General features: G+C 62.8%; 17 protein-coding genes. 8 read left to right on the plus strand and 9 right to left on the minus strand.

The features are described from left to right. Window positions 1–85 precede the first annotated feature (85 nt). Window positions 86–2,455 carry a DUF1631 family protein gene (locus VFW84_RS08495; protein WP_329680021.1) on the plus strand — a complete coding sequence of 790 codons (2,370 nt, stop codon included), beginning with the start codon at window positions 86–88 and terminating at the stop codon, window positions 2,453–2,455. A gap of 4 nt (window positions 2,456–2,459) precedes the next feature. Here VFW84_RS08495 and pdxA read toward each other — a convergent pair whose 3' ends face one another. Beyond that, entirely contained in the window at window positions 2,460–3,506 is a 1,047-nt protein-coding gene (gene pdxA / locus VFW84_RS08500; protein WP_414638935.1) for a 4-hydroxythreonine-4-phosphate dehydrogenase PdxA, read from the minus strand. A 133-nt stretch (window positions 3,507–3,639) separates the two neighbouring features. On the opposite strand from pdxA, the gene hisI reads away from it, so the two are divergent. The 6 genes from hisI to tatC all read left to right on the plus strand — a co-directional run bounded on the left by hisI (window position 3,640) and on the right by tatC (window position 6,441). Further along, on the plus strand, window positions 3,640–4,029 hold the full coding sequence (gene hisI / locus VFW84_RS08505) for a phosphoribosyl-AMP cyclohydrolase (RefSeq protein WP_329680022.1): 390 nt from the start codon (window positions 3,640–3,642) through the stop codon (window positions 4,027–4,029). Further along, complete coding sequence (locus tag VFW84_RS08510; protein WP_329680023.1) at window positions 4,026–4,415, plus strand: phosphoribosyl-ATP diphosphatase; 390 nt, start codon at window positions 4,026–4,028, stop codon at window positions 4,413–4,415. Before hisI ends, VFW84_RS08510 begins: the two co-directional genes overlap by 4 nt. A 77-nt stretch (window positions 4,416–4,492) precedes the next feature. Continuing rightward, on the plus strand, window positions 4,493–4,840 hold the full coding sequence (locus VFW84_RS08515; protein ID WP_329680024.1) for a histidine triad nucleotide-binding protein: 348 nt from the start codon (window positions 4,493–4,495) through the stop codon (window positions 4,838–4,840). A 48-nt stretch (window positions 4,841–4,888) separates the two neighbouring features. Further along, window positions 4,889–5,116: a Sec-independent protein translocase subunit TatA gene (gene tatA, locus VFW84_RS08520; RefSeq protein ID WP_329680025.1), complete on the plus strand. Its 228-nt coding sequence runs from the start codon at window positions 4,889–4,891 to the stop codon at window positions 5,114–5,116. 22 nt (window positions 5,117–5,138) lie between these two features. Next, window positions 5,139–5,630: a Sec-independent protein translocase protein TatB gene (tatB, locus tag VFW84_RS08525; RefSeq protein ID WP_329680026.1), complete on the plus strand. Its 492-nt coding sequence runs from the start codon at window positions 5,139–5,141 to the stop codon at window positions 5,628–5,630. Between the two features lie 25 nt (window positions 5,631–5,655). After that, entirely contained in the window at window positions 5,656–6,441 is a 786-nt protein-coding gene (gene tatC / locus VFW84_RS08530; RefSeq protein WP_329680027.1) for a twin-arginine translocase subunit TatC, read from the plus strand. 28 nt (window positions 6,442–6,469) lie between these two features. Here tatC and VFW84_RS08535 read toward each other — a convergent pair whose 3' ends face one another. From VFW84_RS08535 to VFW84_RS08550, 4 genes are all read right to left on the minus strand, one after another. Continuing rightward, the gene (locus VFW84_RS08535; protein WP_329680028.1) at window positions 6,470–6,862 is read right to left on the minus strand and encodes a lysozyme inhibitor LprI family protein; all 393 of its coding nucleotides are present in this window, start codon (window positions 6,860–6,862) and stop codon (window positions 6,470–6,472) included. A gap of 54 nt (window positions 6,863–6,916) precedes the next feature. Beyond that, entirely contained in the window at window positions 6,917–7,771 is an 855-nt protein-coding gene (locus VFW84_RS08540; protein WP_329680029.1) for a hypothetical protein, read from the minus strand. A 206-nt stretch (window positions 7,772–7,977) separates the two neighbouring features. Next, window positions 7,978–8,784, minus strand: coding sequence for a hypothetical protein (locus VFW84_RS08545; protein WP_329680030.1), 807 nt, complete (start codon window positions 8,782–8,784; stop codon window positions 7,978–7,980). Between the two features lie 783 nt (window positions 8,785–9,567). Further along, window positions 9,568–10,746: a trypsin-like peptidase domain-containing protein gene (locus tag VFW84_RS08550; RefSeq protein ID WP_329680031.1), complete on the minus strand. Its 1,179-nt coding sequence runs from the start codon at window positions 10,744–10,746 to the stop codon at window positions 9,568–9,570. Window positions 10,747–10,762: 16 nt separating this feature from the next. On the opposite strand from VFW84_RS08550, the gene VFW84_RS08555 reads away from it, so the two are divergent. Beyond that, complete coding sequence (locus tag VFW84_RS08555) at window positions 10,763–11,524, plus strand: Nif3-like dinuclear metal center hexameric protein (protein ID WP_329680032.1); 762 nt, start codon at window positions 10,763–10,765, stop codon at window positions 11,522–11,524. On the opposite strand, the gene VFW84_RS08560 is transcribed toward VFW84_RS08555, so the two are convergent. The 4 genes from VFW84_RS08560 to hisA all read right to left on the minus strand — a co-directional run bounded on the left by VFW84_RS08560 (window position 11,499) and on the right by hisA (window position 14,542). Next, on the minus strand, window positions 11,499–12,245 hold the full coding sequence (locus VFW84_RS08560; RefSeq protein WP_329680033.1) for a YoaK family protein: 747 nt from the start codon (window positions 12,243–12,245) through the stop codon (window positions 11,499–11,501). The genes VFW84_RS08555 and VFW84_RS08560 overlap by 26 nt on opposite strands. 35 nt (window positions 12,246–12,280) lie before the next feature. Continuing rightward, window positions 12,281–12,865, minus strand: coding sequence for a hypothetical protein (locus VFW84_RS08565; protein WP_329680034.1), 585 nt, complete (start codon window positions 12,863–12,865; stop codon window positions 12,281–12,283). 149 nt (window positions 12,866–13,014) lie between these two features. Beyond that, complete coding sequence (gene hisF, locus VFW84_RS08570; protein WP_329680035.1) at window positions 13,015–13,794, minus strand: imidazole glycerol phosphate synthase subunit HisF; 780 nt, start codon at window positions 13,792–13,794, stop codon at window positions 13,015–13,017. 1 nt (window position 13,795) lies between these two features. After that, window positions 13,796–14,542, minus strand: coding sequence for a 1-(5-phosphoribosyl)-5-[(5-phosphoribosylamino)methylideneamino]imidazole-4-carboxamide isomerase (gene hisA, locus VFW84_RS08575; protein ID WP_329680036.1), 747 nt, complete (start codon window positions 14,540–14,542; stop codon window positions 13,796–13,798). Window positions 14,543–14,581: the final 39 nt, after the last annotated feature.

Consider the following 14,581-nt stretch of genomic DNA (forward strand, 5'->3'; position numbering starts at 1 on the left):
AGTCCCGGCCAGGGCTGCCGATATCCGAAGACGAGTGGGGCCTGAAAGTATCAGGCCCCCACCCTGACGTGGATAGGCCCTGACCGTGAACGATCCGAGACTCGAACCGCTGCTGCATACCGCCGTGAGCCGCCTTCTGGCGTCCATGGCGCAGGCGATCGACAAGACCGGCACACAGTTGGGCATGCTGGCGCTCGCGGCGTCCAACAATGCCGAACGCCAGGTGCTGATGGATGCGGAATACGATCTGCAGCGCCGCGGCCAGGCCGTCAATCAGGCTTTTGGTCGAGAACTGGCCGAACGACTGGCTCAGGATCTTCAACGCCACGCGCCGGCCACCGCCGTGCTGGCCGACACCGACTGGGGCTCGCTGAGGCTGGTGGATGACGAGGAACTCGATCAGACCGTCTCCGCCGCCCGACTGAGCCGCCTGCTCGAAGTCGACTGCGAGGGCGAGTTGCGCGAACTGCGTGGCTACTTCGCCACACTGCAGGACACCGAGGCAGACGAAGACGTCTTCCCCCTGCGCCCGGCCGTGGTCGCCAAGGCGCTGTTGCGCGCCGTGCATCAGGGTAGCGCCGATCCCAAAGTGCGCCAGCAAGTCTCCCGGGTGCTGGCGCTGCACACCGCGGCGGCCCTCAAGGAGGGCTACAGCCAACTGCTGCAAAGCTGCCAGGACATGCGCGTGACCAAGGCCCCGCTGGCCGTGCGCAAGCCCAGTGCCTCCACGACCAGCAGCCCAGCCCTCGGCGCCGAACCCAGCATCCCCGGCGCGCTCGACTCCGGGCGCGGCGCCCCCTCGGGCAAGATGCCCCTGCGCAGCGCCGAAGAGAACCTGGGGCAGATGTTCGGCATCCCCTGCCCCGAGCCTCTGGATCTGGCGTTCCGCGAACTCCCCAGCACCGAGGGCGCCCCACCGTCCCAAGGCGGCGCCCCAGGCGACAGCAGCATGCTTGGCCTGATGCGCCGGCTCCAGAGCCTGGCCACCTTCACCGCCCCGACATTCACCTCGTCCACCAGCGAGGCGGTCGGGCTCGAACCCGTCAACGTGATCCGCGCGCACCGCGACGAGTTGCTGCAGGCCAGCGGTGGTGCCGCCCTGGATCAGATGGTCATCGACATCGTGGCCACGCTGTTCGATCAGGTGCTCTCCGACCCCAAGGTGCCGCCCCAGATGGCCCGACAGATCGCACGGCTGCAACTGCCGGTGCTGCGTGTCGCCCTGCGGGACCAGAGCTTCTTCCATTCGCGCAAGCACCCCGTGCGCCGCCTCATCAACCGCATGGCCACCCTGGCATCGGCATTCGAGGAGCTGGACGACGGTCCGGGCGCCGAATGCATCGAGATGGTCGGGCGCCTGGTCAAGGAGATCGTCGAAGGCGACTTCGACCGGATGGACATCTACGAGGCCCAGCTCAAGCAACTGGAGCAGTTCGTCCAGCAACAGGCGGCCCACGCCGCCCAGGACAACGCGGCCGTGACGGCCCTGCTCAGCGGCAAGGAAGCCGATCTGCGGGTGCAGCAGCGTTACATGCAGCTGGTCCAGCAGGAACTGGCGGATCTGGAGGTGCCCACCTTCATCAAGACCTTCCTGTCCCAGATCTGGACCCAGGTGCAGGTGATGGTGAGCACCGTGCACGGCCATGACAGCGAGCTGAGCCAGCGCATGAAGCGCGCGGGCCGCCAGTTGGTCCTGAGCGTCCAGCCCAAGGGCAGCACCGCCTTGCGGCAGGAGTTCCTGCGCCACCTGCCGCAGTTGATGAAGGACCTCAATGACGGGCTGGACATGATCCAGTGGCCCGCCCCGGCCAAGCAGGAGTTCTTCGGGCAACTGCTGCCCATGCATGCCCAGACCCTCAAGGCACCGCCACCGCACGAGCTGTCGCTGCGCCTGCTGGATCAGCGGCTGCGCAAGGTCGAGCAGATCGCCATTCCCAGCCGAGCAGATGCCGCCAACGACCCGCTGCCCAGCACCACCGACCCCATCCCCCTGGCCACCCACCTGTCGCCCCAGGAGGCGCAGGAAGCCGGCTGGGTCAGCGAAGCCAGCCTGGCCGAAGACAGCACCTCGCTGGACATTGACCTCAGCGCGGGCGACGACACCGACATCAGCACGGCCGACATCGACATCCTGCTGGACTCGCCCAGCCCGCCATCGGCTGGCCCCACGCTGGTCAACTACATCCAGCCGGGTGCGGCCTATCGCATGCTGCTCAAAGGCCACTGGCGCAAGGTGCGCCTGACCTGGGTGAGCGAAGGGCGCACCTTCTTCATCTTCGCGCATGGCCACCACAAGACGCAGGAGACCATCTCGCTGACGGCCCGCACGCTCACCCAGATGTGCGCGGGCGGGCGTTTCAAGGCCTTCGAGCAAGCCCAACTGCTGGAGCGCGCCACCATCCGCGCCCGCCGCCAACTGGCCGCCCTGAGCGCCCAGCGCAAGGTGGCCGCCTGACCGTTCAGGCCGGCGCCGCAGCGGAGAGCTGCAAGGCCACCTGCATGGCCTCGCTCAGGCTGGAGGGATCGGCCCGTCCCTGACCGGCCAGATCGAAGGCCGTACCGTGGTCCGGGCTGGTGCGCACAAAGGGCAGGCCCAGCGTCACATTCACGCCCTTGGCCACCCCCAGGTATTTGACCGGGATCAGACCCTGGTCGTGGTACATGGCCACCACCACATCGAACTCACCTGGATGCTCGGGCGGTGCATGACGCGCCCGCATGAAGACGGTGTCCGGGGGCCAGGGACCACTGACGTCGAGCCCCTGCGCCCGAGCCGCATCGATCGCCGGGATGATGGTGTGGATTTCCTCATCGCCAAACAAGCCCCCCTCCCCCGCGTGCGGGTTCAGGCCCGCCACGGCGATGCGCGGCCGATCGATGCCCATGCGTCGCAGGCTGTCGTGCGTGATCTTCAAGGTCTGCAGGACGTTGTCGATCGTGACGGCCTCGATGGCCTGCCGCAGCGACACATGGATGGACACCAGCACCGTCTTGAGCTCGTGATTGGCCAGCATCATGCGCACGGGCACCAGGGGCTGCCCGTCAGGAGTGGCCAGGGCCTGCAGCAACTCGGTGTGTCCGGGGAAGGGCTCGCCCGCCGCCGACAAGGCTTCCTTGTGCAGTGGGGCCGTCACCACGGCACGGGCGCGAGCGCGCTGGACCAGATCGGCGGCAGCCCGCACGCAGCAGGCGGCGGCCTGTCCGGCCTGGGCCGACACCTGCCCCCAGGGCAAAGCCTCCAGCCCCTGAGGCAGCCCTTCGGGCTCCCACACCGGGATGACATCGGTGCCAGGCACCTCGCCAGACTGCGGATCCCAGCCCTGCACCGTCAGGCCCTGCACGGGCCAGCCCGCGGCGGCCAGCACAGTCAGCGCCCGCCGTATCACGGCGACCGAGCCGACCACGACGGCCGGCAAGCGGGGCTGGCGCAGCCATTGGGCCACCACGATCTCGGGGCCGATCCCGCAGGGGTCTCCCATGGTCAGCGCCAGGGGGAGCTGCGCCACAGGGGGGGCTGCAGCCACAGACGAGGATGGCGATGCGCCTTCAGACACGGCAGAGATCGAAGTGTGTGGTGACATCCCCCCGATTGTGGCCCCTGGGCACGCCGCACAGGGCCCCGGCGGTACACTCCTGCCCATGAACTGGTTAGACGACATTCGCTGGGACGAACAGGGGCTGGTGCCCGTGATTGCCCAGGAAGCCAGCACGGGTGACGTGCTGATGTTTGCGTGGATGAACCGCGAAGCCCTGGCACGGACCGCCGAGATCGGCGAAGCCGTGTACTGGAGCCGCTCGCGCTCGCGCCTGTGGCACAAGGGCGAAGAGTCCGGCCACATCCAGAAGGTGCTCGACATCCGCCTGGACTGCGACAACGATGTCGTCCTGCTGAAGATCGAGCAACTGGGGCACGAGCCGGGCATCGCCTGCCACACGGGCCGCCACAGCTGCTTCTTCCAGCGCCACGAGGGTGATCAGTGGGTGGCGGTCGACCCCGTCCTCAAAGACCCTGAGCGCATCTACAAATGACATCATCGACCATGCCCACCGATCCGCAAGCCACTTCCGCTGACGCCATCGATGTCTTGCAACGCTTGGCCGAGGTGATCGAATCCCGCAAGGGCGGTGACCCCGACAAGAGCTATGTGGCACGGCTGTTCCACAAGGGCACGGACGCCGTCCTCAAGAAGATCGGCGAAGAAGCCTGTGAAACCGTGATGGCGGCCAAAGACCTGGCACACCAGCCCAGCGATCAAACCCGCCAGGCCCTGGTGGGTGAAATGGCAGACCTGTGGTTTCACTCCATGGTGGCCATGGCTCACCTGGGCCTGAGCCCGCGCGATGTGGTGGCCGAGCTGGCCCGGCGCGAGGGCCTGTCGGGCCTGGAAGAGTTCGCCAGCCGCGCGCACCGCTGAAGAACTGTCACACTGATCCTTGAACATGGCCGCCCAGCCCCAAGCTGGCACATATCTCGCAAGACACCTGACACACCATGAGCCACGATCCGAACTGCATCTTCTGCAAGATTTCGAAGGGTGAAATCCCCAGCAGCATCTTCTATCAGGACGATGAGGTGATCGCATTCCACGACATCCGCCCGGCCGCGCCGGTGCACTTCCTGATCGTGCCGCGCGAACACATCCCGCGCCTGCAGGACAGCGGATCGGATCATCAGGCCCTGCTGGGCAAGATGCTGCTGCTGGCGCCCAAGCTGGCGGCCGAACAGGGTGTCACCAATGGGTTCAGGGTCGTGATCAACAACGGTGAGGATGGCGGCCAGGAGGTCTACCATCTGCACGTTCACGTGATGGGGGGCCCCCGCCCCTGGAAGATCGGTTAAGTTGCGGTTGAATTTGATGTGGCCAGGCGGCCACTGAAGGAGCATGACATGGGATCGTTGAGCATTTGGCACTGGCTGATCGTGCTGGTGATTGTGGTGATGGTGTTTGGCACCAAGAAACTCAAGAACGTGGGCACCGACCTGGGCGCCGCGGTCAAGGGCTTCAAGGACGGCATGAAGGATGGCGGTACCGCCGACGCCCCGCCCCAGCAGGTGACCAACACGGCCAAGACCGACGCCAACACGGTGGACGTCGAAGCCAAGAGCAAGTCCTGATCGACGCTAGGACACTGGCGACGTGATTGATTTCGGTTTTGACAAGCTGGCCCTGATCGGTGCGGTGGCACTGATCGTGATCGGCCCCGAGCGCCTGCCCAAGGTCGCCCGCACCGTGGGCGTGCTGCTGGGCAAGGCGCAGCGCTACGTGGCCCAGGTGCAATCCGAGGTCAATCGCTCCATCGAGCTGGAAGAGCTCAAGAAGATGCAGACGGGCATCCAGGATGCGGCCCGCTCGGTCGAGCAGACCGTGCGCCACGAACTGCAGGAGGCCGAATCGGCCCTGGCAGGCAGTGGCACCAGCGAGCACGACACGCCCTACAGTGGTGCAGACTTCGGCAGTGAGATTCACCACACGCCCTACTACGCCAGCCAGCCGGCTGCGCGCAAGAACTGGCGGCTCAAACGTGGCGCCACACCGCTCTGGTACAAGCAACACACGGGGGTCCGGCGGCATGTGCAGTCGGGCGCCGCCCGTGTGGCGCGTTTCCGCCCCCCGACTGGCCCCCGTTGACACCGCCTCTTAACGCCAACACCCCGTGAGCCAAGAACAGCGCCCAGATGAACTGGAGGGCAATGAACAGCCCTTCGTCACGCACCTCATCGAACTGCGCGATCGACTGATCCGTGCGGTGTTTGCCATCGGGATCTGCTTCATCGTGCTGGCGCTCTACCCGGGGCCGTCCGGCCTGTATGACTGGCTGGCCGCCCCGCTGATCTCGGCCTTGCCCAAGGGCGCGACCATGATCGCCACCAATGTGATCTCGCCCTTCATGGTGCCCATCAAGATCACCATGCTGGCGGCCTTCATGATGGCCCTGCCCGTGGTGCTCTACCAGGTGTGGGCTTTTGTGGCGCCCGGCCTGTACACGCACGAGAAAAAGCTCGTGCTGCCCCTGATTGTCTCCAGCACGCTGCTGTTCTACATCGGCGTGGCCTTCTGCTACTTCTTCGTCTTCCAGAAGGTCTTCGTCTTCATCCAGCAGTTTGCGCCCAAGAGCATCACGGCCGCACCCGACATCGAGTCCTATCTGGGCTTTGTGCTGAATATGTTCCTGGCCTTTGGCGCCTCGTTCGAGGTGCCGGTGGTGGTGGTGATCCTGGCGCGCATGGGCATTGTGTCCATCGAGAAGCTCAAGGAGTTCCGCGGCTACTTCATCGTGGTGGCCTTTGTGATCGCCGCCGTGGTCACACCGCCGGATGTGGTCTCTCAGTTGGCCCTGGCCATCCCCATGTGCATCCTGTATGAACTGGGGATCTGGGCTGCGCAGTTGACGGGCAAGCCCGAACAGGCCGACGAAGCGAGCAAAGACAAGGCGGCCTGAGCGGCTTTGGCTCTGGCCTGAGCGCCAGCTACGGGAAGACCAGTGCGTGGAGCTCTTCAAGCTCCTTCAATCGCTGCTCGCTCAGATCTTCTGCACAGTCTGCTTGATGCAAGTAGCTCCATTCATTGGGGCCCGACGTGGCCATGCCAACGGCAGCGCAATGAGAGGAGCGGTACTGCTCCCAGGCCCGCTGTGAGGCGCGCAGTTGCTCAACAGCGGTAGAGCCTCTTGTCATGGGGTTGGTTGAGAGCCCTGCGGCGATCTGATCAAGCTTGCGCGCAATGTCTGCGTCTGTCTTGGATAACGCCACAGTGTGGCACTTGAGCATGCCCTCGCGATCGCTCGCTTCGCAGGAAGCCACCGCATCTGCCCATGACATGATGCCGGCGAGCCCGTATACCCATAACGTGGTTTTGTGCATTTGCAAACGCTTCCTAAAGAAATGTGCATGAGTAAAGGTCGGTCAGGGCATCGATCATTTAATTCCAACCTCTGAGCGATCGAAATCATTGGTTGGAGTTTTGCACTTGCGAACTCCTTTCTCACCCACGCAGTTATGCCATGCGCGCACCTCATTCAGCTTACTCTCAACATGCTCCAATTGACAATCCTGTGCCCACGCATAGGGCCAATAGCCCGCCCCGCTTTTCTCCTCTCGCTTAAGGCAAAATTGTAACGAGGCTGATGCGAAGCTCGCCACGTTGAATTTACGATTCAATACAGAAGACGCTTTTGGTGGAGTTTCATAAACTTCGTAGGCCAGCGCTTTGTAGGCTTGTGCAATCAATATTCTATGACAAGCTTCATTGGCTAGCCCCGAGGTAGCATCACAAGGATTATCACGATCAGGGTTCCAGGCATCCGCACTGATCACGGGATCCTTTTGGTTGTTCTTGAACACATGAAATGAAGCGACACCTCCATAGCGATTATGGCTGTGATCCCATATCTTTATCTCCATGCGCATCGCAGAGCCCCCTCCTGTATCATCATCTTCTGAGTTGCACAGAGGCCTGAGAGAACTACTGGGCATCAAGCTTATTTTTAGATAATATATACGATAATTGCCATATAGTTTATCAAAGCCCTCCGAAATGGATTGCTGGGTTGCCGTCACATCAAAAAACCCGCAGGTTGAAATGTCGATGCTATCTTGGTCGATTGAAATGCGCTCCCCGGTCAATCCGCCAGGAGATGCGTCCTCCACCACCCATTTCCCGCAATGTGGGCAGGGAAGAGGTGGAGGCAGTGGTGGCTCGGGTGGCAGTTCGGCGCGAGAGGCTGATGCCAAGAGTGACATTAAGAGCAGGATGGTGCGGACGGTTTTCATGGAATTACGTCATGATGCGGCAAATGCTATTTGCCATTTCGAGTGGACTCGATCTCAGCATACATGCCACGCAACGCCGACATCAAACGGCGCCACTGCTGGCTAAAGGAGGTGGTCGTCAGGCCTCTGTGCTTGGGCATGCACTGATCAGCGTCAAACTTTATATTCACATCACAACCCTCACTCAAACTTGGCCATATCACCCCTCAGTTATCAGTAGAAAAACTCCAATGACACCAAGTTCTATCACTAGGATTCAATGACTTAAAACCAAATGCGTAAAATCCAGAAGCGTCACTTACAAGCCGCCTCGCCACAGACAAGCCATAATACCCATCACCAACATAAACCACAGACATACCATATGGATAATCCGGATTTGGCTCATGACGCGGCCCCAGCATTGAATTTTCAATCACCAATACCGGGTCAGCACAATTCCCTACTCGACCATACTTAACAAAGTCGCACCGCCTAACATCAGGCAAAGCACACCGAACAAATCCATCGGCCTCACTGAGCAACGGATTAACATCAGCACAAATCAAATCAACAACTGCGCCAGACTTTCTCTTCAGCTTGAATATTTTGTAATTGAAACTTCCGATATATTGCAGCAAATAATCATCATCCCTTGCATGCTCACCATTTTTCGAATAGATCGGACATTGCTTTCTATACTTCTTCAGAGTCGCTGCCTGATCATCATCTGTCGAATACACAGGCTCCTCCTCCTTCAGCGCCGAAGAAGTCAATATATTCAAATAGTATTGGCATTTTCGATCTTGATCCTGCTCCCCATACAAAGCACGCCCAGCGAAAAGTTTGTATCCTGACTGTTCGTCAGAAACTTCCTTGAGCTTCTTCAAGGCAGATATTGATCTGGGCCATGTTGAGTAGTCATCGAAGTTAAATTTTTTATCAGCCGGTCCAGACGCTTTCGCCGCAGCACTAGCTCCCCCTTCCCCTGCATGTGCAAAGGCAACACAGCACAAGAATGCAAGATGCAGCATCACTCTCGATAGACGGCCCATATGGCTCCCGGGATTGATATAGGAATGCGGCGCGTCGCATACTGACTCATGCTCGAACACATCGGCATGAATCAAACGCACGACATCGCATATGCAGATCATTAGCTCCGATCTTCGGCGCATCGTCAAGTACTTCAGCCCCAATAGGGGAGAGTCACCGCACGAATCTGCACCTTGCGCAGCCGTGTGTCGGCTACATTTGACGGGGGTCAGACAAGTGTCGGTCTCACATGCGCTCAACACTGATAGTCACCACCGCTCTTTCCATCGCATACTCACCGGCGCTCGCTGATTGGGTCGACCCTGGTATTGCGTTCCGGTGCGACAAAAGCCATCAGGCCTTCTCTCTTGTGTCCGTCATGGCGACGAGCTCCCCCGACGATGCGGGAACCGTGCTCCCGCCCCCTCATTACACAAGGGTGCATGACACGCGCTCGGTGCAATGCAAAGTCGGCCGCTCTGTGGTCAGCGCTCGAATCCGTATCCGGCCTCCGCTACCCAGGGGCCTGTGCGGAGGGATCGCTCATGTCACGATCGAGCGCTTGGCACTAGATGGCAAAAGTGTGTTCGCACATCCTGAGCTGTTCAACCACCATTGTGCCAATAACGAAGCTCTGCACTCGATCGAAGTTCACCCATCGGCAGGCACGCCGCAAGTAAAAGTCTGCTTCGCTCAATGGGATTGGGGCATTGGCTACAGCGCGGTGCGTTGCGAGGCCCGACAGGCATCCATCGCACCCGCCATGGCCACACACTGAACAATCATTCGCTCTGCGCTTGTTCCGCCCGCGCCATCTTGGGCCGCTGCGCCACCGTCACGTTGACGGTCAGGATCTCGGCGCCGCGCTGCACCTTGAGTTGCGCCACGGCGCCCGGCTTGAGGCCCGCCACGGCATTGAGCAACTGGGCCGTGTTGGCCACTTTGGCCTGAGCCACCTGCACCACCACATCGCCCGGGCGCACACCGCCCGTGGCCGCCGGGCCGTTGTGCAGCACGCCTGTGATCAGCACGCCTTCCTTGACCGGCAGGTTGAAGGTCTCGGCGATCTCGGGGGTGAGGTCGCGAGGCTCCACGCCGATCCAGCCGCGGGTGACCTGCCCATCGCGGATCAGGCTTTCCATGACCTGGCGGGCCGTGGACACGGGGATGGCAAAGCCGATGCCCATGTTGCCGCCCGAGCGCGAGTAGATGGCACTGTTGATGCCCATCAGGTGGCCATTGGCATCGACCAGGGCGCCGCCCGAGTTGCCGGGGTTGATGGCCGCGTCGGTCTGGATGAAGTTCTCGAAGGTGTTGATGCCCAGCTGGTTGCGGCCCAGGGCACTGACGATGCCGGAGGTGACCGTCTGCCCCACGCCAAAGGGGTTGCCGATGGCCAGCACGGCATCGCCCACCTGCAGGGTGTCGGAATCCCCGAAGGTGATGGTGGGCAACTTGTCCAGATCGATCTTGAGCACGGCCAGATCGGACTCCGGGTCGGTGCCGATGACCTTGGCACGGGCCTTGCGGCCATCGATCAGCATCACTTCGATGTCGTCCATGTGCTCGACGACATGGTTGTTGGTCAGCACATAGCCATCGCCCGAAACGATGACGCCCGAGCCCACGCCGGACTGGGGCGAGTTGTTGTCCTGGTCACCAAAGAAATAGCGGAACCAGGGATCGTTGCGCTGGGGGTGCCGCGCCGCGCTCTTGCTGGTGACGATGCTCACCACGGTGGGCGCCGCCAGGCGTGCCGCCTCGCTGAAGCCCACGGCCGCCGCGACCGCCCCGGAGGCCGTGCGGGCCACGGGCGGTGCGGTGGCCACCTGCAGTGACACGGGCCCACCCTGCTTCCAGGGCAAGGCCTCGATCCACTGAGGCTTGAGCGTGGACACCACGAACACCACGGCCACCGAGACCGTGACGGCTTGGGAGAAAATGAGCCAGAGTCTGCGCATGCAAGGAAATCTGGAAATGACCACCACCGTGATCGAACGTGAACTGTTGACCGCCCGCATCGACCAATGGCTCGATGCCAGCCGCTTTCGCGATTATGGGCCGAACGGTCTTCAAGTTGAGGGCAAGCCCCAAATTCACAAGATCGTGAGTGGCGTGACCGCCAGCCTGGCCCTGATCGAGGCTGCGGTGGCCGCCGGGGCCGATGCCCTGCTGGTGCACCACGGTCTGTTCTGGCGTGGCCAGGATGGCCGGGTGACGGGCTGGATGCGCCAGCGCCTGGGCGCCTTGCTGGCGCACGACATCAATCTGCTGGCCTACCACCTGCCGCTGGACGCCCACGCCGAGCTGGGCAACAACGCTCAATGGGGGCAACGCCTGGGGCTGGTGGCCGATGCACGCTTTGGCGAGCAGGATCTGGGCTTCATCGGCCCGGCGCCTCAGGGCCTGAGCCTGGACAGCCTGGCCGCGCAGATGACGCAGGCCCTGGGCAAGGCACCCACGATACTGCCCGGCGATGGCCGCCCACTGCGGCGGGTGGCTTGGTGCAGCGGGGGCGCGCAGGGCTATTTTGAGCAGGCCATCGCGGCCGGTGCCGACGTCTACCTGACGGGAGAGGTGTCCGAACCCCAGGCCCACTACGCGCGGGAGACGGGCGTGGCCTTCATGGCCTGTGGCCACCACGCCAGCGAACGCTATGGCGTGCAGGCGCTGGGGGCCGCCCTGGCCGCCGAGTTCGGCCTGGAGCACGAGTTCATCGAGATTGAGAACCCGGCCTGATCAGGTTGGCCAGGGCCAGGGTGACCAGGGTGAGTGCCAGCGGCACCGTGGTCACGAAGCCCACGTACTTGAAGCCCAGGGCACCGCACAGGCCGCCCACGAAAAAACAGATCACCAGACGGACATGGATGTGCAGCTTGGCCAGATTGGCCTGCACGCGCTGCTCGCCGGGCACATCGGCCGTGCGGTTCCAGTAGAACATCTTGCCCAGCTCGATGCCGATGTCGGTGAGCAGGCCGGTCAGGTGGGTGGTGCGGATCTCGGCATTGGAGATCTTGGTGATCAGGGCGTTTTGCAGGCCCATGGCAAAGCACAGCAAGATCGCCGTCATCGACAGGCTCACGATCTCATGCTGCAGCAGGCGCCGGCCCACCAGCCCGAAGATCAGCAGCAAGGCGGCTTCGAGCAGCAAAGAGGGGATGTAGGGATGTCGCGGCCAGCGGCGGTGGCTGTAGTTGACCAGCAAGGCGGTGGTGGCCGCCCCGGAGACAAAGGACCCCACCGCCAGCACAGCGCTGATGGCCAGCACGAACTGGCCCAGCACGATCTCGTCGGCCACCATGGAGATCAGGCCGGTCATGTGCGAGGTGTACAGGCCGATGGCCAGAAAGCCCCCGGCGTTCAGGGCCCCGGCCACAAAGGCCAGCACCATGCCCAGATGCAGATTGCTGCGCGCGGTGCGCTGGTGATCGGTCAGGCGTGAGAGATAGTCAACTGGCATGCGGCGTCTACTGTACACCCCACATGCCAGCAAGTTCAGTGCCCGATGACGGACTCCAGCTCGGCAAAGCTGTGGGCATGCAGATCCGATTCGATCGACTGGCCCAGGGCCATTTCCAGGCGTTTGGCCGAGAACAGACCACGCAGGGCGATCTGGCCGCCCTGCACCTCGGTGACCAGCAGGTAGCGCAAACCGTGCTCACGCAGGGTGGCCACGATGTCGCCCACCTGGGCATGGCGCACATGGTGCATGTCGCTGACCTCCCATTGGGTCAGCGGCGTCATGACGTCAGCCAGGGTCAGTTCATCGTGCTGGATGCGGTCGCTGAGGGCACGCACCACGGGGCGCTCGCCCATCAGCACGTCGGCCGTGACCATGCCCACCAGGTCGCCCGTGGGGCCGGAGACAAAGGCCATGCGCACACCCGCGCGCAGCATGACGTGCAAGGTTTCATCGAGCCCGTCGCGGTGACTGGCCACCACCAGGGCGCTGAAGCGCAGGTCCGTCAACAGCGGCAGGGCCCGGTCTTCCAGACGAGCGCTGCGCACCAGTTGGGGGACCTTGGGTGCCACTTTGAGGGATGAGAGCGGTAAGGGACGAAAGCGAGGATCGTGTGGCATGAGCGTTCCTTTCAACAACCAGGGCCTTGAGAGCCCGTTTGTTTCAATGTACGCCTGCGCACGCGGCGGCAAAGGCAGTAATTGCGCCCTCGCACACCCTCATTAACGTGAATTTGTGCCGCTTGCGGGCCGCCTTGGCGGCTGCCGCATCACAGCCGGACCGGGATGCCCCGTCGGGCCATCAAGGCCTTGGCCTCGGCCACGGTGTACTCGCCGTAATGGAAGATGCTGGCCGCCAGCACCGCATCGGCGCCGCCTTGCTGCACCCCATCGGCCAGGTGATCGAGGTTGCCGACACCACCAGAGGCGATCACCGGCACGCCCACGGCATCGCTGACCGCGCGGGTCAGCTCCAGATCGAAACCGGACTTGGTCCCGTCGCGGTCCATGCTGGTGAGCAGGATCTCGCCCGCCCCGTACTCGGCCATCTGACGAGCCCAGGCCACGGCATCGAGCCCGACGTTCTTGCGCCCGCCATGGGTGTAGACATCCCAACCCGGACCACGCGCAGCCAGATCGTCACCCTGGCGGCGTTTGGCGTCGATGGCCACGACGATGCATTGCGAGCCATAACGGTCGGAGGCATCGCGGATGACCTGGGGGTTGGCCACGGCGGCCGAGTTGAAGCTGACCTTGTCGGCCCCGGCATTGAGCAGGCGGCGGACGTCGTCGACCGTGCGCACGCCCCCACCCACCGTCAGGGGGATGAAGACCTGCGAGGCCACGGCCTCGATGATGTGCAGGATGACATCGCGACCATCGCTGGTGGCGGTGATGTCCAGGAAGGTGAGCTCGTCGGCGCCCTGCTCGTTGTAGCGGGCGGCGATCTCGACCGGATCCCCGGCGTCGCGCAGCTCCACGAAGTTGACGCCCTTGACGACCCGCCCGCCTGTCACATCCAGGCAAGGAATGATGCGTTTGGCCAGCACCTTACAGACCGCCGTTGAGTTCGTCAGCGCGTTTTTGCGCAGCGGCAAAGTCCAGATCGCCGGTGTAGATGGCACGACCGCAGATCACGCCTTCAACGCCCTCGGATTCGACCGCGCAGAGTTCTTCGATGTTCTGGATGTTGGACAGGCCGCCCGAAGCAATGACTGGCACCGTCAGGGCCTGCGCCAGCTTGACGGTGGCTTCAATGTTGACGCCCGACAGCATGCCGTCACGCCCGATGTCGGTGTAGATGACGCCTTCGACACCGTAGTCTTCGAACTTCCTGGCCAGATCCACCACCTCGTGGCCGGAGAGCTTGCTCCAGCCATCGGTGGCCACCTTGCCGTCCTTGGCGTCCAGGCCGACGATGATGTGGCCGCCAAAGGCCGTGCAGGCATCGCGCAGGAAGCCGGGGTTCTTGACCGCGGCCGTGCCGATGATGACGTAGCTCAGGCCGCCATCCAGGTAGCGCTCGATGGTGTCGAGATCACGGATGCCACCGCCCAGTTGCACGGGGATTTCCTCGCCGACTTCCTTGAGGATGGCCTTGATGGCCGCCTCGTTGACGGGCTTGCCGGCAAAGGCGCCGTTGAGGTCCACCAGGTGAAGGCGACGTGCCCCGGCGTCCAGCCAGCGCCGGGCCATCGCGGCCGGGTCCTCGCCAAACGTGGTGGAGTCATTCATATCGCCTTGTTTGAGGCGGACGCACTTGCCGTCTTTCAGGTCAATCGCAGGAATCAGCAGCATGGCTGTGCCAGAACAAATTAGATGATCGAAAAGCAGTCT

The sequence above is a fragment of the Aquabacterium sp. genome (genome assembly GCF_036279655.1).
Classification (GTDB): Bacteria; Pseudomonadota; Gammaproteobacteria; order Burkholderiales; family Burkholderiaceae_C; genus Aquabacterium.